At 41.6% G+C, this 21,926-nt stretch carries 17 protein-coding genes; 15 read left to right on the top strand and 2 right to left on the bottom strand.

The genetic code is table 11. The features are described from left to right. Positions 1-100 precede the first annotated feature (100 nt). Entirely contained in the window at positions 101-1,189 is a 1,089-nt protein-coding gene (locus KTO63_RS08125) for a mechanosensitive ion channel family protein (RefSeq protein ID WP_217790725.1), read from the top strand. Between the two features lie 84 nt (positions 1,190-1,273). Here KTO63_RS08125 and KTO63_RS08120 read toward each other — a convergent pair whose 3' ends face one another. Then, a complete protein-coding gene (locus KTO63_RS08120; RefSeq protein WP_232373084.1) occupies positions 1,274-1,960 on the bottom strand; it encodes a MerR family transcriptional regulator in 687 nt (228 codons plus the stop codon). A gap of 267 nt (positions 1,961-2,227) precedes the next feature. Continuing rightward, the gene (locus KTO63_RS08115; RefSeq protein WP_217790724.1) at positions 2,228-3,199 is read right to left on the bottom strand and encodes a M23 family metallopeptidase; all 972 of its coding nucleotides are present in this window, start codon (positions 3,197-3,199) and stop codon (positions 2,228-2,230) included. Positions 3,200-3,407: 208 nt separating this feature from the next. Here KTO63_RS08115 and alaS point away from each other — a divergent pair, with 208 nt between their 5' ends. The 14 genes from alaS to KTO63_RS08045 all read left to right on the top strand — a co-directional run bounded on the left by alaS (position 3,408) and on the right by KTO63_RS08045 (position 21,776). Continuing rightward, positions 3,408-6,026: an alanine--tRNA ligase gene (gene alaS, locus KTO63_RS08110; RefSeq protein ID WP_217790723.1), complete on the top strand. Its 2,619-nt coding sequence runs from the start codon at positions 3,408-3,410 to the stop codon at positions 6,024-6,026. A gap of 80 nt (positions 6,027-6,106) precedes the next feature. Beyond that, complete coding sequence (locus KTO63_RS08105; protein ID WP_217790722.1) at positions 6,107-6,556, top strand: DUF6934 family protein; 450 nt, start codon at positions 6,107-6,109, stop codon at positions 6,554-6,556. A gap of 10 nt (positions 6,557-6,566) precedes the next feature. Continuing rightward, positions 6,567-6,719: a hypothetical protein gene (locus KTO63_RS08100; RefSeq protein ID WP_217790721.1), complete on the top strand. Its 153-nt coding sequence runs from the start codon at positions 6,567-6,569 to the stop codon at positions 6,717-6,719. Between the two features lie 299 nt (positions 6,720-7,018). Continuing rightward, positions 7,019-8,089, top strand: coding sequence for a PDZ domain-containing protein (locus tag KTO63_RS08095; RefSeq protein ID WP_217790720.1), 1,071 nt, complete (start codon positions 7,019-7,021; stop codon positions 8,087-8,089). A gap of 263 nt (positions 8,090-8,352) precedes the next feature. Beyond that, positions 8,353-9,804 carry an Asp-tRNA(Asn)/Glu-tRNA(Gln) amidotransferase subunit GatB gene (gatB, locus tag KTO63_RS08090; RefSeq protein ID WP_217790719.1) on the top strand — a complete coding sequence of 484 codons (1,452 nt, stop codon included), beginning with the start codon at positions 8,353-8,355 and terminating at the stop codon, positions 9,802-9,804. 16 nt (positions 9,805-9,820) lie between these two features. Then, entirely contained in the window at positions 9,821-11,038 is a 1,218-nt protein-coding gene (locus KTO63_RS26260) for a TlpA family protein disulfide reductase (protein ID WP_232373083.1), read from the top strand. Between the two features lie 218 nt (positions 11,039-11,256). Further along, positions 11,257-12,045, top strand: a complete 789-nt coding sequence (locus KTO63_RS08080; protein WP_217790718.1) for a mechanosensitive ion channel family protein — start codon at positions 11,257-11,259, stop codon at positions 12,043-12,045. A 114-nt stretch (positions 12,046-12,159) separates the two neighbouring features. Next, positions 12,160-14,820 (top strand): malto-oligosyltrehalose synthase, encoded by a 2,661-nt coding sequence (treY, locus tag KTO63_RS08075; RefSeq protein WP_217790717.1) that lies wholly within the window; start codon positions 12,160-12,162, stop codon positions 14,818-14,820. Between the two features lie 109 nt (positions 14,821-14,929). Further along, the gene (locus tag KTO63_RS08070) at positions 14,930-16,042 is read left to right on the top strand and encodes an esterase-like activity of phytase family protein (protein WP_217790716.1); all 1,113 of its coding nucleotides are present in this window, start codon (positions 14,930-14,932) and stop codon (positions 16,040-16,042) included. Between the two features lie 121 nt (positions 16,043-16,163). Then, a complete protein-coding gene (gene deoC, locus KTO63_RS08065) occupies positions 16,164-16,838 on the top strand; it encodes a deoxyribose-phosphate aldolase (RefSeq protein ID WP_217790715.1) in 675 nt (224 codons plus the stop codon). A gap of 116 nt (positions 16,839-16,954) precedes the next feature. Further along, positions 16,955-17,377, top strand: a complete 423-nt coding sequence (locus KTO63_RS08060; protein ID WP_217790714.1) for an SPOR domain-containing protein — start codon at positions 16,955-16,957, stop codon at positions 17,375-17,377. Between the two features lie 28 nt (positions 17,378-17,405). Beyond that, positions 17,406-18,596, top strand: a complete 1,191-nt coding sequence (locus KTO63_RS08055; RefSeq protein ID WP_217790713.1) for a M20 metallopeptidase family protein — start codon at positions 17,406-17,408, stop codon at positions 18,594-18,596. 266 nt (positions 18,597-18,862) lie between these two features. Further along, complete coding sequence (locus tag KTO63_RS08050) at positions 18,863-19,522, top strand: phosphohydrolase (RefSeq protein WP_217790712.1); 660 nt, start codon at positions 18,863-18,865, stop codon at positions 19,520-19,522. A 136-nt stretch (positions 19,523-19,658) separates the two neighbouring features. Beyond that, complete coding sequence (locus KTO63_RS08045) at positions 19,659-21,776, top strand: prolyl oligopeptidase family serine peptidase (RefSeq protein ID WP_217790711.1); 2,118 nt, start codon at positions 19,659-19,661, stop codon at positions 21,774-21,776. Positions 21,777-21,926 lie beyond the last annotated feature (150 nt).

The raw sequence follows: 21,926 nt of genomic DNA, 5'->3' as shown, positions 1-21,926 counted from the left end.
GTTGTTTGTTGTTAGTTGATAGTTGTTAGCAGAAGCCGCAAGGGACTGTCTTAACTATAAGTCTAACAACTAACAACCATCAACTAACAACTAATTTGAAATGAATTTCCTTCAACACGAATTTCTTAGCAATACTATTGAGAGCTATATCATATGTGCGATCACGATTTTTATTATCCTGATCTTTAAAAGATTATTCTCAAAATATATAGCCAGCATACTTTTCAGGCTTATCAAGAATACATCCTGGAAAGTGAGCCGTGAATCTTTTTTTGACCTGCTTGTGCAACCACTTGAAATTTTCCTGGTGCTGCTTGTCACATTTGTAACGTTGGATAAACTCACCTTTCCCGCAGCATTTCATTTCTCCATACATAAGGTAACCGCTGAGCAAATTATTGATTCCATTGGCAGCTGTATTATCATTATCGCATTCATCGGAATGTTGTTGCGGTTTATTGATTTCATCGCTACCACCATGCAGGACAATCAGGCGCAGTTTTCCCATCATGTGGCGCAGACGAAAATGGTTTCCTTCTTCAAAGACTTTTTTAAAGCGATCATTATTCTGATAGGCATTATACTAGTCATTCGTTTTGCATTTCATAAAGACGTTACCAAACTGCTTGCAGGTTTAAGTATTGTGGGTGCAGCCATCGCTTTGGCTGCAAAAGAAAGTCTGGAAAACCTGATCGCTTCGTTCATCATCTTTTTCGATAAGCCTTTTCATATTGGCGATAGTGTGAAGGTGTTAAATATTTCCGGTTCTGTAGAAAAGATTGGATTGAGAAGCACAAGGATCCGCACGGATCAAAAGACCTTTGTGACCGTACCCAACAAGCAAATGGTGGACAGCGTATTGGACAATCTTACATTGAGAAGTTTGCGCCGGGGAGATATCCGATTGGAAATAAGTTTGTCTACCTCTGCCGATACGATGCAGCAAATAGCTGACGGCATAAAAAGAATACTGGGCAATCCGGTTGTAACAAACAACAATGTAACCTTCAGCGACATTACACAAAACGCATACATTTTAACCGTGGAATATTACACTGGTGTAATTCCCCAGGATGATTTCAACCAGCTAAAGCAAACGATCAATTTGCAGGTATTACGATTGCTGGAGGTAAATAAAGTGGAGCTTGCGGGCAAGGACACGAGGATAATTATAGGGAAAGAAGCTTAATGCAGAACGCCCAATGCAAAACGCCTGACACTTAATACAAAATCATAACAAATCGTGAGAATCATGAGAATCAGCGTTCGTTCTCTACATGTTAGCTTTCAACTCCAACAAGAAGGCCTTTAGTTTTTGCAATGAAACGGTAATCTCAAATTGCTGATCAGCTTTTTTCTTTTGATTTTTAATGTAGTCTTTCGCGCCTTCCATAGTGTATTTTTTCTCGCGCAAAAGATGGTAGATCATGTGAATGTTTTTTACATCCACCGGGCGGAAGAAGCGGTCGCCCTTTCTGTTTTTCTTGGGTTGCAGAAACCCGTCGAATTCATTGGCCCAGAGGCGCAGCAAAGAGTAGTTTACATGAAACATTTCCGCTACCTCACCAATAGAATAATATTGTTTTTGAAAAAGCACCTCATCATCGGGAATATTGATAAGGTCAACCTCCGCATTCATTTCCTTGAATGACTTACGGCCGCGTTTGCCCGGTTGTTTAGGCAAAGAAGAAGCCGCTTTAGGCTTTCTGCCCCGCGTAGTTTTCGGCATTGTTGTTGGCATAGTTACGTGAATTTTCGCTGTCGGCATCGGTGCGACGACCTGCACAACTGGCGTGATTTCAGAAACCTCGTTTACAACGGCGGGAACCGGGGAAGATGGAGATGCTTCTTCAGATGCAGGAACTTCATTTGGCACTGCACTGACAGGCGGAGTCGGAACCGGTTGAGCCGGCTCTTCAAATCCAAAATCCAATGCTGTTTGTCGAAATTCCCTCATCATAGGCTTGGTAAAGATACAATCCTTGATGGTAGTGGCACGGGGATTTACGTGACTGTGGAAAAGTCGTTAACAGTTGAGAATGGAGAGTTGAGAGTTGAAAATGAGTTGAGAGTGGATAGTTGAGAATTGAGAGTTAAGGGTTATCTCAACTCCTGGTTTGCAAAAAAGAAAACCGGTTTGAAGAATGGTCTCCAAACCGGTTTAGTCTATTTAAACAACTCTCAACTCTCAATTCTCAACTCTCCACTCTCCACTCTCAACTCTCCACTAATCAAAGCTCTGGTTGCTCGCCGCGGCCATCTTAAGCAGGCGGTCGAATTGTTCAGGTGTTAAGTCGTTATAGAAAAAGTAAACAGGATCGAGAGGTTTACCGTTTTTGTGTACTTCGTAGTGGCAGTGCGGGCCGGTAGATTTTCCGGTACTGCCCACATAGCCGATGATCTCACCGCGCTTTATCATTTGGCCGGGAGAACATTTCACCTTCACCATGTGACCGTACAGTGTTTCGTAACCGTAGCCGTGGTTAATGATCACGTGGTTACCATAACCATTACCGGTATTGCCCGCAACGGTAATAGTGCCGTTTGCAGTAGCATAAATCGGTGTTCCCTGTGGAGCAGCAAAGTCTAGACCAGCATGCATTTTAACGGTTTTGTACACCGGGTCGATACGGTGACCGAAACCAGAAGCAATGCGGCTAAGATCTTTATTGCTCACCGGCTGAATAGCAGGAGTGGCTGCCAGCATCACCTCCTTATTTTTTACAAAACCCTCAATTTCGTTGTAGGATTTATCCTCGTATGCAATGCGCATCGTAAGATTGTTGAGCGTGCGTGCAATGGAACCCGAAAGATCGCTTTCATCCATACCCTGCAACAGTTCCAGCTCTTTTTTCTTTTCCATTTCCTTTACTCGGGCACTGTCCGGAATGGGATCTGCTTCGAAAATGGAGCGGTAAACATTATTGTCGCGTTTTTCGAGGTCTCCCATTTGTTGCTGCAGCTTTTGAACACGGTCCTGCAGAACAGCGTAGTTATTTTGCATATTCTCAAACCGGCCACTCATTACTTTTTCTTTCGGAGAATCTATATATCGGAAGGCGATGGCTACAATAATTAGTGAGGTAACAATACTCGCGGCTATAAAGCCCAACACTCGTAACAGTTTTACGTGTAGAGGGGTTTCAAGCTTTTCATAGCGAAGGCTATTGGTATTATAGAAATATTTTATTTTTTTCATGGCCACTGCGAAAAAAACACGCGTTTTGTTAGCGTCAGCGTTAAAAATACGTTTTCTAAGGAACTGACAAATTAAAAATTACTCCAATTATAAAACCTGAAAATAGCTGTAACTATTTTCACTCCCTATCTTTGCACTCATTTCTTCCGGAGTTATCCACAAATATAGTTTCCCGGAAGGCAACTAACAACCAAAGATTGTTCCGTTTATGCTAACAAGTGCAGAGATACGTCAAAAGTTTCTAGATTTTTTTGCTTCCAAAGGACATGCAATTGTGCCTTCGGCTCCTATTGTCGTTAAGAATGACCCTACATTGCTGTTTACCAATGCGGGCATGAACCAGTTTAAGGATTATTTCCTGGGCAATAAAAAAGCGCCTTCTTCACGCATAGCGGACACTCAAAAATGTTTACGTGTTAGTGGTAAACACAACGACCTCGAAGAAGTAGGTGTTGACACCTACCACCACACCATGTTTGAAATGCTAGGCAACTGGAGCTTTGGCGACTACTTTAAAAAAGAAGCCATTGAATGGAGCTGGGAGTTACTAGCAGAAGTTTACGGAATTCCTAAGGACAGATTATACGTTACCATATTTGAAGGCGACGCGAAAGAGAATTTGCCTAAAGACGAAGAAGCCTTTAACGAATGGCAAAAATGGATAGCAGAAGACAGAATTCTCTTGGGTAACAAAAAAGATAATTTCTGGGAAATGGGCGATACCGGCCCTTGTGGTCCTTGTACAGAAATCCACGTAGACTGCCGTCCCGACGACGAAAGAAAAGCAGTGGACGGAAAAACATTAGTAAACAATGATCACCCGCAGGTGATTGAAATTTGGAACAATGTATTTATCCAGTTTAACCGTTTGAAGGATGGTTCACTTGAACTGCTGCCAGCAAAGCACGTTGATACTGGTATGGGCTTCGAGCGCCTGGTGAGAGTTTTGCAACAGAAAACTTCCAACTACGATTCGGACGTATTTACAGGGACAATCGCGGCTACAGAAAAAATCACCGGCAAGAAATACGATTTCTCCGATACAAAACAGGCAATCGCCTTCCGCGTAATTGCTGACCATATAAGGGCTATCGCGTTTACCATCGCAGACGGACAATTGCCAAGCAATACCGGCGCCGGTTATGTGATCAGAAGAATTTTGAGAAGAGCGGTTCGTTACTACTTCTCTTATTTGGATATGAAAGAACCACTGTTGTATCAGTTGATGCCGGTTCTTGCAGCGCAATTCAAAACTGTGTTTCCTGAACTGTTCCAGCAATTGGATTTTGTAGGCAAAGTGGTGAAAGAAGAAGAAGATGCTTTCTTAAGAACACTTGAAAAAGGGTTGAAGAAAATAGATGAAGTAATTGCTCAAACGAAAGGAGCGGCGATCAATGGAGAAGCTGCTTTCGAATTACTCGATACATATGGTTTTCCGATTGACCTTACAAGATTGATCGCTCAGGAAAATAATTTGAAAGTGGACGAAGAGGCTTTCGAAAAAGCATTGACACAACAAAAGGATCGTTCCCGTGCTGCAACAGCGCTTGACACAGAAGATTGGGTGGTACTGAAAGATACAGCCAATACAAGTTTCGAAGGTTACCATACTTTGAATACAGAAACCAAAGTAACCAAATACCGCAAAGTAAAAGCGAAAGGAAAAGAATCGTTCCAGATCGTACTGGAAGCAACTCCGTTCTATGCTGAAAGTGGCGGACAGGTTGGCGATACAGGTATTTTGCTTTTCGACGGCGAAGAAATTGCGGTAACCGATACCAAAAAAGAAAATGATCTAATCATACATTTCGCAGAGAAATTGCCTGTAAACATTACAGCAGTTGTGTCTGCAAAAGTGGCTGATGAAAAACGCAGAAAAACCCAGGTGCATCACTCTGCTACGCACTTGCTGCATGCGGCATTGCGTAAAGTGTTGGGTACACACGTGGCACAAAAAGGTTCGTTGGTAAATGAAGAGCATTTGCGTTTTGACTTCTCGCATTTTGCAAAAGTTACCGATGAAGAAATTGCGCAAATCGAAGAGATCGTAAATGAAAAGATTCGTGAAAATATTCCTGTTGTAATAAAAGAACTGCCAAAGGAAGAAGCGATACAACTTGGTGCTATGGCACTTTTCGGTGAAAAGTATGGTGACCGTGTTCGCGTGGTGATCATGGATCCTAAATATTCAATCGAACTTTGCGGTGGTACACACGTAGGCGCGACGGGAGAGCTGGGTTTCTTTAAAATAAAACATGAAAGTGCCGTTGCTGCTGGTGTTCGTCGTATCGAAGCAATAAGCGGCCACGCAGCGGAAGTGTTTGTAAATGATCATTTGCAAACATTGGCTAGCATAAAAGAAACGCTGAAAAATCCGAAAGATGTTGCAAAAGCAATTGAAAGCACACTTGCCGAAGCAGCTGATCTTAGAAAGAAAGTGGAACAATTTGAATCCCGTTTCCTCGGAGCTCTTCGCGAAGAAATCATCAAAAAAGCAACTGTGATCAACGGCGTAAGCTTTATTGGTGAAGTGGTGGAAGTAAGCAGTGCCGATGCGTTGAAAAAGCTTTGCTTCGATCTTAAACAAAACCTTGACGAATACGTAGCCGTTCTTTGCGCAAATGTAGATGGCAAAGCATCCGTTGCAGTAGGCATCAGCGATAAAGTGGTTGCTGAGAAAGGATTGGATGCAGGCAAGATCATTAAGGAACACGTTGCTCCACTCATCAAAGGCGGCGGCGGCGGCCAGAAAACTTTGGCAACTGCAGGTGGGCAAGATGTAAGCGGTTTGGAAGCAGTGATTGAGAAAGTGAAAGGGCTGGTGTAAGCTAATTTTTTAAAACCTATATATACCCAAATACTTCATGCTTTTGCGATGAAGTGTTTGGGTATTTTTATTGCACATAGATGAACTTAGATAAATATCCTGTGGTTGCCAGTAATTCTTCTTTTGTTTATGAATTTGTAAGCGAAGGAAAAAATGGAAAAGTTGCGAAAATTATAGTTTATAGTAAAACCCACATTCCTAATTTATACAACCTTGTTTTAGGCGATAAAAATCTTAAAACAGGCGAAATTGATGATGCCGTGACAACAAATAATGGAGATAGCCGTAAGGTTTTGGCAACGGTGGCGTCAACGCTATATTCATTTACACAGAAATTTCCAGATGTCATGATATTTGCCGAGGGTAGTACCAGATCAAGAACGAGACTTTATAAGATAGGGATATCAAATCATTTAAATTTGATCACGCCCGATTTTGAAGTTTTTGGATTTACATTGAAAGATGAGTGGGAATCATTTAATAGCAAAAGCGATTATTCCGCTTTTTTGGTTATACGAAAAAAGAAGTAACTTCGAAAATATGAAAAAGGTAAAAAACGATAATAAAGGTGCTATCATTATTAAGGTAGACAAAAAACTCGATACATACCTGAAAAGCAACTTTGTTAAGCAGAAAGTCGCTAGGGCTAATGAAATTTTACGAACAGCTGGACTTCCAAAGTTTGAAAAATAGTTTAATTGTTATAACTAATAATAAGAAATACTTAAAGCGGTTACCAGAATACTGGTAGCCGCTTTTCTTTTTCAACTCCTCGTAGCGTGTTTGTTTCTTAACGACCGCTTTCGAATTGACACAACATAGTGTGATGCGCACGAGTGCGAATGCGATTCGCCCCTACCCATTAAATATCAACCAGTCCCTAAAAAATAGTTAAAAGGAAAAATTGAATTGCGAAAACTTTCGTATATCGGAAAATGAAGTATATTTGATCTACGAAAAAAAACGTACTTAGTTCATATAAACATTCTGGTATGAAAAATTTTATAAAAACCTTCGCTCTGTTTGCAAGCGTTCTCGCCTCAGGAACCCTATTTGCACAGGGTGTTAAAAACGGGGTTAAGTCAAAAGATAAGGATAAGCTTGATCAGTATGATGAAATCATCATTAAAAAGAAAAGCGATAGCGACAAGGATCGCAAACTTACTATTGAGATCAACAAAGGAGTGGTAACTGTTAATGGCAAAAAAGTAGAGGAATTTAATGACGACGACCTTGCCGTTATCCAGAAAAAAATAAGAATTCATGTCAATGCGGACGACATGGCTTTTGATGTTGCACCAATACCTCCGATTCCCCCCATGCCACCAGGCGCAAGAGCAAATCCTCAGTTTCGCAAATCCTATTCAATAAACATGAATGATTCGAGAGGTTTTCTTGGCGTAAAAACTGAGAAAGACAATGGCGCGAAAGTAACGGAAGTTACAGAAGGTACTCCCGCAGCAAAAGCAGGATTAAAGGTTGGTGACATCATTACCAAAGTAGACGACGCTGCTATCACATCTCCCGAAGATCTTTCAAAAGCGGTTGGCTCATACAAGCCCAATGAAAAAATAACCATCACTTACAAGCGCAATAAAAAGGATCAAAAAGTTACTACAACCCTGGGCAAACGTCCGCCACAAGCAATGACCTATAATTACAATTTCGATGAACCTCAGGATTTCCATTTCGATTTTGACCAGAAAGAACTGGATGAGCAGCTGAGGTCTCTTGACGAAATGCGCGGCGATATGAAAGTTTACGGTTTCCGCGGCCCTAATGCCGGTCCAAAACTAGGCATCAAAGCCCAGGACACCGAAGATGGCAAAGGAGTAAAAGTATTAAGCGTTGAGGATTCTTCCAATGCTGCTAAGTCTGGCTTGAAAGAAGGCGACATCATCACTTCTTTTGATGACAAATCAATTGCCAATACCGAGCAACTGGTTGAAGCCTCAAGAGAGGCGAGAGAGAAAAGCACCATTCCGGTAAAAGTTACCCGCAATGGCATTAACCAGGACCTGGAAATAAAAATTCCAAGGAAGCTAAGAACCGCGAATTTATAATCAGTATAAACAGCCGATCGTTTGGGGCATGAGCGCATAGCTTGTGCCCTTTTTTAGTGACTGAATAACTGAATAATTGAATAACTGAATGGAAAGCCGCCATAGTCGGCTCTCCAACTAATTGTTTGAATGTCAACATTCAGAGAGTCATCAGTTATTCAGTTACTTAGTTATTCAGTTATTCAATGATTCTGCCATTCAATAACTCGTTTATTCGATTATTCCGGTAGTTTTGCAGATATTCTCTAAAGAGGCAATTAACTATGGTACAAGGTAAAGACAAGTATGAAGTGGTTATAGGACTGGAAGTGCATGCACAGTTGCTTACAAAAAGTAAACTTTTCAGCGGTGACAGTGCGACGTTTGGCGGTGAAGCAAATACGCATATAAGTCCAATCACGCTCGCCTATCCCGGCACATTGCCTAAATTAAACAAAGAAGCAGTAGAATTAGCCATTAGATTGGGTTTGGCTTGCGGTTGTGAAATTGAACGCATCAACTATTTTGCCCGCAAAAACTATTTTTATCCCGATCTACCAAAAGGCTATCAAATATCACAGCACACAACGCCCATTTGTAAAGGAGGTTTTGTAAACATTCGCACCGGCGACGGTAAACGCGATGTGGTACTAAACCGTATTCACCTGGAAGAAGATGCAGGAAAAAGCATTCACGACGTGGATGATAAAAACACTTGCGTGGATTATAACCGCGCCGGCGTTCCACTGGTGGAAATTGTAACAGAGCCGGACCTTCACAGCAGCGAAGAGGCTTACGCTTACATCACTGAACTGCGCAAACTGGTTCGTTATCTGCATGTTTGCGATGGTAACATGGAAGAAGGCAGTTTGCGTTGCGATGCCAATATTTCCATCCGCCTGAAGGGTGAAACAAAACTCGGAACCAAGGTAGAGGTGAAAAACCTGAACAGTATCCGCAACGTAAAAAAAGCGATTGATTACGAGGTAGACAGAATGGTGGAACTGGTAGAAAAAGGAGAGTCGATCACGCAGGAAACACGCAGTTTTGATGCAACAAACGATACTACGTTTTCTCTTCGCTCAAAAGAAGAAGCAAATGACTACCGCTATTTCCCTGATCCGGATTTGCCGCCATTTATAGTGAGTGAAACACAACTGCAAAAAATAAAAGACGCAATGCCTGCATTGCCGGAGCAACTGGTGAACAAATACATGGAGCAGCTGCACCTGCCTGAGTATGACGCCCGTGTAATTTGCGACGACAGCGGAACCATTCAATATTTTGAGAAACTCATAAAACATGGAAGCCACGCAAAACCGGCTGCAAACTGGCTACTTGGCCCCGTTAAATCTTACCTCAACGATCACAACGTAATTATTGAGGACTTTACTTTGACGCCGGAAAAGCTGGCTGATGTCATTGAACTGGTGGAAAGCGGTAAAGTAAATTTCTCCATTGCTGCACACAGAATTTTCCCTGCACTTGTGAAGGATGGTTCTAAAACAGCGCTTGAAACTGCTACGGAAATGAACCTGTTACAGGAATCAGACACTGACAGCATAGCAACATGGGTAGATGAAGTGTTGGCCAAAATGCCCGATAAAGTGGCGGAATACAAAAAAGGAAAGAAAGGCTTGATCGGTTTGTTTATGGGCGAAGTAAAAAAAGTGTCAAAAGGGAAAGCTGATCCTAAAGTAACTACTCAATTGCTGACAGAAAAACTTAGTCAATAATTTTCAACGATAATAAATGCAATATTTAAGAAAAACATTACTGGCAATTACCTCTGTGTTATTGCTTTTTACAACGGCTTGCAACTCTAAAAAAGATGGTGCTTTCAAAGTAATCGTACACTACAAAAACGCTGACAAATTGATGTACTTACCCAACTCAGGCGATTCTGCCAAAGTGGTAAGTGCTGTGAAAGTGTTTTTTGAAGAGATTCCTTTTGGCGAAGATCAAAATCCGATCTTACTGGATACCGGTGTGTTAAAAGCAAATGATGGAACGCTTACCCTGAAAGGAAATGGCGCACAGGAAAATATCTACCAGTTGTCCGTAGAAAACGGCCCGATTGTAGCGTTGATCAACGATGGAAAAGAAATTACTGTCGACATCGATTTTGCGAAGCACAAAGATTACTACTCAATAAGTGGTTCTGAAGCAAGCACCCAGCTGAAAGATTACCTGTACACTTACAGCGATAAAATTTACGGTGCCAATGTAGCATTCAAAGCAATGGATAGCCTTAAGAAAAGTGGCGCTTCCGATAGCCTTATTATTCTTGCTACAGAAAAAAAGAATAATGAGCTGGACAAATTGAACAGCTTTATCAATGGCACATTGGCAAGCAACAAATCTCATCCTGCGATCAATCTTTTCATACTTGGGTTTTCGTCACGCTCCTTCCAAAAGGATATGTTTGAAAATGCCTTGAATGAAAGCGTGAAAAAATTTCCTGATTATAAACCTTTGACGCAGTTAAAAACAAACTACGACAACCAGGCTAAACAGGCACAACAACAACAGCAAGAGGCTCCCCAACTTATGTGGGTTGGCAAACAAGCACCCGCATTGACATTGCCAGATGTAAATGGGAAGAATGTTTCCATTGCAGATTTTAAAGGCAAGTATTTACTGGTTGATTTCTGGGCGAGCTGGTGCGGCCCTTGCAGAGGCGAAAATCCTAATGTAGTAGCAGCTTTCAACAAATACAAGAGTAAGAATTTTGCCATTCTTGGCGTGTCGTTAGACAAAGAAAAAGAGCCATGGCAAAAAGCAATAGCAGCAGACAAACTGGCCTGGACGCATGTAAGCGATCTGCAATACTGGAATAGCAGCGCGGTGAAAACTTTTGGTTTTGAAGGCATTCCTTACAATGTATTGATTGATCCACAAGGAAAGATTATTGCAGAAGCTTTAAGAGGAGAGGATCTTGATAAAAAGCTTGCGGAAGTATTAAAGTAAGGAAAAATTAAAAATTCAAAAGTCAAAACGATCTCCGACAGTTTGAGATTCTTTTTTACTTTTTACTTTTGAATTTCAATTGTAGTGTACCAAAATTTCTACAAACAGTGAAAATATAATGCAAAGATGGTCCCTATGGCCATCTTTTTTTATTTATAGTACAAATCATGTTCCCGGCGTAATATTTTAAGTGTTTTGGCTTTTAAAGCTGAACATTTATGAAGCTGGAAGACGTTTATGCAGCACTAAAGACATGGATATTAACTCATGGAGGACATATACTTCTCGGCATTGTTATATTCGTCATTGCACAATGGCTCATTAGGATATTGAAGAAATGGATCAGGAAATTAATGACCAAAGAAGACGTTGATGCTACTTTGCAGCCTTTTCTTATCAGCATGATCACAATCGCTTTGCAATTGCTTCTGGTGTTTGCGTTAATGGATATTATTGGTGTAAAAGTAACCATCTTCACCGCGCTGATTGGTGCTTTTGGTGTAGCCGCGGGTTTAGCGCTGTCCGGCACTTTGCAAAACTTCATGAGTGGCATTCTTATCCTTTTATTAAAACCATACAAAGTAGGAGACAGCATTACAGCACAAGGCAATTCCGGCATAGTAACATCCATTCAGATATTCTACACTGTGGTGCTCACCTACGATAACAAAACTGTCATCATTCCCAATAGCAAGCTATCCAATGAAGTAATTGTAAATACCAGCATGGAGGGTAAGCGCAGACTGGATATTGAAATGAAATTCAGCTATGGAATCAACTACAATGACGTAAGAGACACGGTTTCAAAATCATTGACGGAGCATAAGGATGTATTGAAAGAACCTGTGTTTAGAATAGGCATATCATCGTTCGACCCAGACGGATATAAAGTGATGATCAGCGCATGGCTTGAAGCACACGGTTTCATTGATAACCAAATGATCATCCAGGAAAAAATACTGGAAGATATTATTTCGGCAGGCATTAAGCTTCCGGGAATGACGTGAAAAGGAAGGAACGCAGATTGTCATGATTGTCATGATTATGATGATTGGTTAATGTGTTTTCCAGTTCATAAAAAATCATGACAATCTGCGTCCCGCGTATTTAAAACTCAAAACATGCTTCATCCTTCTTCCACATATCGCATACAATTCAACAAGAACTTTACGTTTAAAAATCTTGCGTCCATCATCGATTATCTGGAGGAACTGGGTATTTCGACCATTTATGCATCGCCTGTTTTTAAAGCAATGAATGGAAGCGATCATGGCTATGATGTGGTTAATCCAAACATTATAAATGATGAAATCGGGTCGCTCGAGGAGTTGCGGATTTTGTCAACAATATTAAAGAAGAAAGGCTTTTCGTGGATACAGGATATTGTGCCCAACCATATGTCGGTGATCGATACTAACTATAGATTGTGGGATGTTTTGGAAAGAGGGCGAAGTTCCACGTACGGAAACTATTTCGATATCGATTGGGACCATCCGAAACTTAAAGACAGAATCATGTTGCCCTTTCTGGAAGCCAATTTGCAAAAGTGCATTGAAGCAAAAAAGGTGGTATTGTGCTTTGCGGAAAACGGGTTTGAAATATGTTACTACGAAAATCATTATCCGGTGAAGGCAGACAGCTACGAATTGTTGCTTTCGCAATGTGGATTGGAGAAAGGAACCTACGAAGAAGATCTGGAGGAATTTCTTGCGGGCAAGCACGCCGATTATAAAAGCTGGCAGGAGAAAAAAAGGCAATTCATTGAAAAGCTTTCTTGCGTTAAGGAAAAAATAGAAGACGGTGTAAAGCAAATCAACAACAACAAAGACTTGCTCCTGCGACTGGCAAATGATCAGTTTTACAAGCTCGAATGGTACGAAGAGTCGGACAGAATAATGAACTACCGGCGTTTCTTTACCATCAATAGCCTGATTTGTGTGCGCATTGAAGATGAAAGCGTTTTTAACGATTATCACCAACTCATAAAACAATTGTACGATGAGGGATTGATTCAGGGACTGCGGATCGATCACATCGACGGCTTAAAAAATCCTGCCGGTTACATAAAACGATTGAGAAATTTACTTGGAAAAGATTGCTACATCATTGCCGAGAAAATTCTTGAAATAAAGGAACAGCTGCCTGAGTCTTTTGATTTGGAAGGAACAAGTGGCTACGAGTTTCTTTCTTACATCAACCAGGTATTAACGGATATGAAAGGTTCCGAAGAGCTGGTGTCGTTTTACAACCAACATGCACCTGATTTTCAAAATTATTATGACATCGTTTTCGATAGAAAATTTTCTTTCCTTGAAAAATATATGCGCGGTGAATGGGACAATCTTATGCGTTTGCTCATCTCGTTAAATATTATAGAAGGCAGATCAATAAAAGAGGAAGAACTACATCGGGCATTGGGAACATTCATGGCGGCGTTTCCCTTATATCGTGTTTACATTGATCAATTTCCCATTGATGATATTAGCAGGGAAATTGTTAGCAAAGCATTTGAAGACGCTGAAAACAGGGCATCCCATTTGAAACCTGCTTTGCACGCGTTAAGAAAATTGTTTGATGATCACAATGAGAAACAAGCCGAACGTTTGCAATTCATTCAACGCCTCATGCAGTTCACCGGGCCGCTTGCTGCAAAAGGAGTGGAGGACACTACGTTCTATTTATACAATCCCTTGATCTCACACAATGAGGTGGGAGATTTGCCTTGTGTGCTGGGTATTTCTGTAAATAACTTTCATGAGAAAATGCAACAGCGGCATCAGGCTAATCCTTTGTCGCTTAACAGCACTTCCACACATGACACAAAACGTGGAGAAGATGCCCGTGTCAGGATCAACGTTTTAAGCGAATTGACAAATGAATGGACCGCACTTGTCACTCATTGGCAACAAATAAATGCGCCATTTAAGAGGCGTGTGAAAGAGGTGCAGGCACCCGTTTTCAACGATGAGTATTTTTTATACCAAAGTATTGTGGGTGGCTTTCCTGAAGACTTAAGTACAAACGATGAAAGTAAAGATCGATTAAAATGGTTCTACACAAAGGCTTTGCGCGAATCAAAATATTTCAGCACACCATCAAGGCCGGATGATGATTATGAAAAAGCATGTATGGAATTTATCGATGCATTGTTTGATCCCTCACATGCATTTTTATCCAGCATTATTCCATTTGTTAGAAAAGTGAAATTGTATGCTGAAGTTTATAGCTTGTCGCAGGTTGTAATAAAATCAACGGCACCGGGCATTCCCGACTTTTACCAGGGCAGCGAGCTTTGGGATCTTAGTTATGTTGACCCTGATAACAGGCGGCACGTAAACTATGATTTGCGAAAAAATCTGATGAATGAATTGATACAAAACGAAAAGCGCTCCTTACAAGACGCCCTTTGCTGGTCGCAAAATAAATTGCTTGTCGGCGGACAAAAAATGTTTACTACCCGAACTATTCTTCAATACCGCAAAGCAAACAATGCATTGTTTATCGAGGGAGATTATATTCCGTTAGAGATAGAAGCAGGCAAGCGAAAAGTAATTGCTTATGCAAGAAAGAAGGACGATAAATGGGTCATCGTAGTTATTCCAACTGGATTGGTCGCAGCACAAAAAACAGGTTGGGAAGAAATTAGTATTCCTATGCCAGCAGATGCTCCTAAGCAATGGAGAAATATTTTTACTGGTGAGATAATTAATACCAATGGACAGTTGGAGCTTAAAGATATATTCAATCAGTTTCCTGTGGCGGTTTTCGAGAGTTACCACTAAGGCACTAAGTACACTAAGGCAACCATAAACTTTGAACAACCCTTAGTGAAACTTAGTGTCCTTAGTGTCTTAGTGGTAAACTATGTATTTTGCACACAAAATAAGTTCGATGAAATCTATCCTGACCGCACTGATATTTTTAATTGCACTGACTGCCAACGGTCAAACCATAAACAAACTCACGTTTCTCAACGAGTTTGACATCCCATATAACTTTCAGTTTCAAAATACCACTGTCGGCGGATTGTCTGGCATCGACTACAATCCGAAATTGAACGAATATTATCTCATCTGCGACGATCGGGCGGTTATAAACCCAATAAGATTTTACACAGCAAAAATTAATTTGAAAGCAGATAAAATTGACACCGCTTTCTTTATTGCGCAAACAGCACTCCGTCAATCGAACGGCGCATTGTATCCATCCTTAAGCACTGACCCTGCCCACGCTCCCGACCCTGAAGCCATTCGTTTTAATGGCACAAAAAAATATTTCGTCTGGACATCAGAGGGCGACAGGATCATCAAAGACGGCAATGCTATTTTACAAGATCCGGCAATCATCATAATGGACAACAACGGGAAAGATATCGGCCATTTTCCATTGCCAGCCCAGTTCCTTATGACGAAAGATGAAAAAGGGCCAAGACAAAACGGTGTGTTTGAGGGTGTATGTTTCACAGACAATGACAAAACAATGTACGTAACCACCGAAGCGCCTTTGTACCAGGATGGGCCCGCCGCCGGCTTGAAAGACACAACGGCTTACGTTCGCATTTTGAAATATGATGTAGAAAAGAAAAAGTTATTGGCGCAATATGCTTACAAGCTCGGCCCAATTGCGCACGCACCTGCGCCCGCAGATGGTTTCAAAGTAAACGGAATAGTTGATATTTTGCCAATTGGCGCCGATGAATTCTTGATCACCGAAAGGTCATTTTCAACAGGCGTAAAAAACTGCACCATCAAAGTTTTCAAATGCAATTTCAAAACCGCACAGGATGTATCGAGCATTCAATCGTTGAAAGTAAACCGACCAAAAGTGTTGGTGAAAAAGCAATTGTTGTTAAACATGGATTCATTGAACATGTATATTGATAACGTGGAGGGTGCAGCGTTCGGTCCGCGTTTATCAAACGGCAAGCGCAGCATGATCTTCGTTTCCGACAATGATTTTTTACTGGGGCGGAAAACGCAGTTTTTGTTGTTCCAGGTTGATTAGTGCGAAATCAAGTCAAAAGTCAAAAATTAAAAGTCAAAAAGCTTATACTAAACGACTTAGAAACAGTCAACACAGGCTTTTTACTTTTTATTTTCTACTTTTGACTTAATACTAAACACATATGAACATAGCAGGATATATAGACCACACGATATTAAAGCCAACCACTACGTTGGCAGAAGTAGAGAAGTTGTGCGGTGAAGCTGTTAAATATGGCTTTGCGGCCGTTTGTGTGCCGCCTTCATTTGTAAAACGCGCAGACGCCATTCTGGATCCCACAGATGTAAAAGTGGCGACAGTTGTAGGTTTCCCTTTTGGCTATTCTGCCACTGAGGCGAAGCTCGCGGAAACCGTTTTGGCCCTTGTAGATGGTGCCGACGAAATAGACGTCGTGATCAATCTCATCGCGTTACGCATGAACGACTGGGATTTCCTGGTAAAAGAAGTGAAGTTGCTGGCGGAGGTGATTCATAATAAAGGCAAAGTTTTCAAGCTAATTGTAGAAAGTGGCATTCTTTCTGATAATGAAATAATAGAATGTTGTGAAAAACTGGGCGGTGCGGGCATCGACTTCATGAAAACCTCTACCGGCTATGCGGAAAAAGGTGCAACTGTGGAGGCCGTTCAACTTATGCGCAAGCATTTGCCATCAAATATCAAGATCAAGGCATCAGGCGGTATCAGGGATTTTGAATTTGCGAAAAAACTGGTGGATGCGGGGGCTGACAGATTGGGATGCAGCGCCAGCGTAGCCATCGCAACAGGAGATCCTTCATTCGATACGAAAGGGTATTAACAGAAAAAAATAAAACTATGAAATGAGCCCCGCCTACCGATGGTGCGGGGCGAATTCCCCGCCCGACAACGTCAGTCAGGCGGGCATTAGGCCCAAATAAAATAAAAAATAAACTGATGAAACTCGCATTTGTGATGTTCATGATCTGTACCGTGTTTTATGCAAACGCACAAAACACAACCAGTGTGGCAGTAAAAAAAGATCCTCGCATTGACATGCTTATAAAAAAGCAAATGCAGATCAACGAAGCCACCACTCGTGCTTCCAGAAGCTCTGCGCAGGGTTTCAGAATACAGGTGATTAATACAAACGACAGAAACAAAGCGATTGCCGTTAAAACCAGGGTATATGAGCTTTATCCTGATCTTAAGGCATACCTCCTGTACCAAGCTCCTTATTTTCGCTTGCGTGTAGGCAATTTTAAGACGCAGGAAGAAGCAATGGCCTATCAGAAAAAACTGGCAAAACAATTTGACAACACGCTTATCGTTAGAGATATTATCGAAGTGAAGCCAGATACGCTGGACGATTCGAACTAATTGTTTCCTTTTTACTCCTAAACATTCTATGGATTTATCAGAAAAAATAAAACAACTGGCTGCAACATATGCGGACGAATTCATCGACGTTCGCCATCATTTGCATGCCCATCCTGAACTGAGTTACAAAGAATTTGAAACATCAAAATTCGTTCAGAATAAATTAAAGTCTTTCGGTATTCCTTTCACCATCATGGCGGAAACCGGCGTGGTGGGCATTATTGAAGGTAAAAATCCGTCATCACGCGTTATTGCATTGCGTGGCGATATGGACGCGTTGCCAATCCAGGAAGAAAACGAAGTGGCTTACAAATCAACCAACGCAGGCGTAATGCACGCATGCGGCCATGATGTTCATACTACCATTTTACTTGGTGCAGCTAAGATATTAAATGAGTTAAAGAACGAGTGGGAAGGAACAGTTAAGCTGATCTTTCAACCCGGTGAAGAAAAAAATCCAGGCGGCGCCAGCCTTATGATAAAGGCAGGTGTACTGGAAGACCCGGTGCCACAGGGCATATTCGGCTTGCATGTTCACCCCGGACTTGAAATAGGAAAAGTAAGTTTCAGAAGCGGAAAAGTGATGGCAAGTGCAGATGAGCTGTACATGACCATTCGCAGCAAAGGCGGCCATGCCGCGGCTCCGCATTTAACAACAGATACTATTTTGGTTGCTTCGCACCTTGTGACAAGCCTCCAGCAAATCATCAGCAGAAATAGAAATCCGCTAAATCCGTCGGTATTGTCCATTACATCCTTTCAAGGCGGTTATACTACCAATGTTATCCCAAGCGAAGTGAAACTGATGGGTACTTTCCGTGCGCTGGATGAAGAGTGGCGCTACAAAGCACACGATCTCATTCGTAAATTATCAACAGAGCTGGTACACTCCATGGGAGCAGAGCTTGATCTGTTGATTGATGTCGGTTATCCAAACGTATACAACAACGAAGCGCTGAATAGTGTTGCAGTCGCGCTTGCAGAACAATTCTTAACGAAGGAAAAAGTAGAAGAAACCGAGGTGAGAATGGGTGCAGAAGATTTCGGTTACTACTCGCAGGTTATTCCTGGTTGCTTTTACAGGCTCGGCGTTATGAACGTAGAAAAAGGAATTACTTCCGGCGTACACACACCAACATTCAACATCGACGAAAGTGCGATTGAAATAGGAATGGGAATGATGGCGTGGCTGGGAAGCGTAGCAGAAATTAGGAATTAGAAATTGGAAATTAGGAATTAGGAATTAGGAATTAGGAATTCATTCAGTGCAACATACAGAGGATTGGCTTTATCTCTGCATTGTAAAAGGCTTCGACAAGCTCAGCCTGACAACCCGTTTACGCTTTCAGGCTGAGTTTGTCGAAGCCTTCTTAAACATAAGTTATATCAGCAGATTTAGAACTAAAGTCGACCGTCAACATCAGTTATTCAGTTATTCAGTCATTCAGTTATTGCCCCGGCAACAACTCTCAACTCTCAACTCACATGAACCTCCAACACTGGGAAAACGCCTTCATCAACTACTTACACGAGCACTATAAAAGTGATGATGCGGCGCATGATCTCAAGCATTTTAACCGTGTTTGGAAAACAAGCGTGTACATTAATAATGCGGAAGGAAATGTTGCTGATCTGCTTGTATTGCTGGCTGGCAGCTATTTTCATGACTATGTAACCGTTCCTAAAAATAGTCTCGATAGAAGCAAAGCCTCAAAGTTAAGCGCCGATAAAGCAGTAGAGATATTGCAAAATGATTTTCCCGATTTTCCCGGAGAGAAATTACAGGACGTAGCACATGCCATTCACGCACATAGTTTTTCTGCAGGCATACCTCCTCAAACCATAGAAGCAAAAATATTGCAGGATGCGGACCGCATGGAGGCACTGGGAGCCATCGGACTTGCACGTGTGTTTTACACAGCCGGTTTATTCAAATCAAATCTTTTTCATGCCGACGATCCTTTCGGAAATGACAGAACTTTAAATGACAGTCATTTTGCGCTGGATCATTTTGCGCTAAAACTTTTCAAATTGCCTGCCTTAATGAACACCGCTACAGGCAAGCAACTGGCAGAAAGCAATGTGGAATATCTTAGGACGTTTGTTGCGAAATTGAAGCGAGAAATTGATGGTGTTTTTGATTAGGAATTAGGAACTGGAAATTAGGAATTAGACATACTTATCAGGTCACCTCCAACTTCTAATTCCTAACTCCTAATTTCTAATTCCTGATTGTTTGACGTATTTTACGGCAAACACCTAAACGCCTCAAATCTTAAACATGGAAAAAAAACGATTGGTACTTGCCGCAATGGTTATGATTATGACAGAAACATTTGCGCAAGCCCCCTATCCCTCAACAAGAAAAGTAGATCAGGCCGATAATTACTTCGGCACTAAAGTTTCAGACCCTTACCGCTGGCTGGAAGACGACAACAGCGAGGAAACAAAAGACTGGGTCAAAAAACAAAATGGCGTTACCAACGCCTATCTCGCAAAAATTCCATTCAGAGCAGATGTAAAGAAACGCCTGGAAGAATTGTGGAACTATCCCAAATATGGCTCGCCATTTAAAAAAGGCAAATACTACTACTATTATAAAAATGATGGTTTACAAAACCAGAGTGTTTTGTACAGGCAAAACGCAATCGACGCGGCGCCAGAGGTTTTCCTGGATCCAAATAAGTTATCAGCGGATGGCACTGCAGCCCTTGCCTACATTGAGTTTTCGAAGAATGGCAAATACGCGGTATATGCCATTGCACAGTCTGGCAGCGACTGGCAGATCGGCTATGTGATGAATGCGGAAACAAAGCAACTCGTTAGCGACAAAATCGATTACATCAAGTTCGGCAGTTTTTCATGGAAAGGTGATGAAGGCTTTTATTACAGCCGTTATCCAAAGCCCGATGAAAAAAATATGCTGGTGCAGAAAAATGAATTCCAGAAAGTTTATTATCACAAGCTGGGAACATCGCAAAGCAGCGATGTGTTGATTTGGGAAGATAAACAGCATCCGTTGCGCTATTGTCGTGCTGACATTTCTGAAGATCAAAACTTTCTTTTTATAAACGTAACGGAAGGAACCAGTGGCGGAGAAATATTGTACAAGAACCTTATAGACACGAAACAAAAAGACTTCAAAGTTCTGGTGCCTGGATTCACAACTGAACCTGCTGTAATAGACAACTATGGTGACAAGGTTTTGTTAAGAACGAATGAAGGCGCACCAAACTTTAAAGTGGTGCTGGTAGATCCTAAGAATCCGGCAAAAGAAAATTGGCAAACAATCATTCCTGAACAAAAGGATGCATTGCAGGGCGTTGCCACAGCAGGTGGATTTCTTTTCACCAGTTATTTGAAAGATGCTTCCACAACGGTGTTTCAACATACCTATGAAGGAAAACTCATAAGAGAGATCGGTTTGCCGGGAATTGGCTATGCCTCAGGGTTTGGCACCGACAGGCAGTATAAAGAGTTGTTTTATACCTACACTTCATTTACCTATCCGCCCACTATCTTTCACTACGACATTGCGTCGGGAGTATCAACCGTTTTCCGCAAATCAGAAGTGAAATTTAATGTAGATGATTATGAAACAAAACAGGTGTTTGTAACGTCAAAAGATGGTGCAAAAGTGCCAATGTTTTTAACCTATAAAAAAGGGATTAAACTGGACGGAAATAATCCTGTGTTGCTTTATGGTTACGGCGGATTCAATATAGCACTCACACCTTCATTCAGCATATCCAATATGTTCTTTGTTGGACAAGGCGGCATCTATGCACAAGTAAGTTTGCGTGGCGGAAATGAATATGGTGAAAGCTGGCACCAATCAGGAATGTTGTTGAACAAACAAAATGTGTTCAACGATATGATCGCCGCTGCAGAATGGCTGATAGACAATAAATATTCCAATAAAAATAAACTGGCCGTTCGTGGCGGTAGCAATGGAGGGTTGCTCGTAGGTGCAGTGATAACGCAACGCCCCGATCTTTTCAAAGTGGCCATTCCGCAAGTAGGCGTAATGGATATGTTGCGCTATCAGCGCTTCACCGTTGGCTGGGGCTGGGCCGTGGAATATGGCAATGCTGAAAAAAGCGAAGCAGATTTCAAGAACCTGTACAGTTTTTCACCCTTGCACAATTTGAAAAAAGGAACCTGTTATCCGGCCACATTGGTAACAACCGCGGATCATGATGACAGAGTAGTGCCGGCGCATTCATTCAAATTTGCCGCGACACTGCAGGAATGCCAAAGCTGCGACAATCCTGCATTGATACGCATCGATAGCAAAGCCGGGCACGGAGCGGGCAAACCCACCAGCAAACAAATTGACGAAGCAACAGACGTCTGGAGTTTTGTGATGTATAATTTGGGAATGGAGTTTAGGAAGTAGTTGAGAGTTGAGAGTTGAGAGTTGAGAATTAAGAATGCTGGCTGCAAATAAAGAACTCTCAACTCTCCATTCTCAACTCTCCACTAAATTGACTTCTTAGCGAAACTTCTCTATCTTGTTTTTTTAACTGGTAATAAATCCTAAAAAGCA

Origin of the sequence: Pinibacter aurantiacus (assembly GCF_019130065.1) — a bacterium.
Lineage (GTDB): Bacteria > Bacteroidota > Bacteroidia > Chitinophagales > Chitinophagaceae > Pinibacter > Pinibacter aurantiacus.
Note: the sequence above shows the minus strand (reverse complement) of the source record. Positions and strands in the feature narration are given on the sequence as shown.

Coding starts and splice junctions, on each gene's coding strand:
- gatB (WP_217790719.1), top strand. CDS start 8,353: ATGGTACAAGGTAAAGACAAGTATGAAGTGGTTATAGGACTGGAAGTG.
- KTO63_RS08060 (WP_217790714.1), top strand. CDS start 16,955: ATGAAACTCGCATTTGTGATGTTCATGATCTGTACCGTGTTTTATGCA.
- KTO63_RS08080 (WP_217790718.1), top strand. CDS start 11,257: ATGAAGCTGGAAGACGTTTATGCAGCACTAAAGACATGGATATTAACT.
- treY (WP_217790717.1), top strand. CDS start 12,160: ATGCTTCATCCTTCTTCCACATATCGCATACAATTCAACAAGAACTTT.
- KTO63_RS08055 (WP_217790713.1), top strand. CDS start 17,406: ATGGATTTATCAGAAAAAATAAAACAACTGGCTGCAACATATGCGGAC.
- KTO63_RS08100 (WP_217790721.1), top strand. CDS start 6,567: ATGAAAAAGGTAAAAAACGATAATAAAGGTGCTATCATTATTAAGGTA.
- deoC (WP_217790715.1), top strand. CDS start 16,164: ATGAACATAGCAGGATATATAGACCACACGATATTAAAGCCAACCACT.
- KTO63_RS26260 (WP_232373083.1), top strand. CDS start 9,821: ATGCAATATTTAAGAAAAACATTACTGGCAATTACCTCTGTGTTATTG.
- KTO63_RS08095 (WP_217790720.1), top strand. CDS start 7,019: ATGAAAAATTTTATAAAAACCTTCGCTCTGTTTGCAAGCGTTCTCGCC.
- KTO63_RS08070 (WP_217790716.1), top strand. CDS start 14,930: ATGAAATCTATCCTGACCGCACTGATATTTTTAATTGCACTGACTGCC.
- KTO63_RS08050 (WP_217790712.1), top strand. CDS start 18,863: ATGAACCTCCAACACTGGGAAAACGCCTTCATCAACTACTTACACGAG.
- alaS (WP_217790723.1), top strand. CDS start 3,408: ATGCTAACAAGTGCAGAGATACGTCAAAAGTTTCTAGATTTTTTTGCT.
- KTO63_RS08045 (WP_217790711.1), top strand. CDS start 19,659: ATGGAAAAAAAACGATTGGTACTTGCCGCAATGGTTATGATTATGACA.
- KTO63_RS08105 (WP_217790722.1), top strand. CDS start 6,107: ATGAACTTAGATAAATATCCTGTGGTTGCCAGTAATTCTTCTTTTGTT.
- KTO63_RS08120 (WP_232373084.1), bottom strand. CDS start 1,960: ATGATGAGGGAATTTCGACAAACAGCATTGGATTTTGGATTTGAAGAG.
- KTO63_RS08115 (WP_217790724.1), bottom strand. CDS start 3,199: ATGAAAAAAATAAAATATTTCTATAATACCAATAGCCTTCGCTATGAA.
- KTO63_RS08125 (WP_217790725.1), top strand. CDS start 101: ATGAATTTCCTTCAACACGAATTTCTTAGCAATACTATTGAGAGCTAT.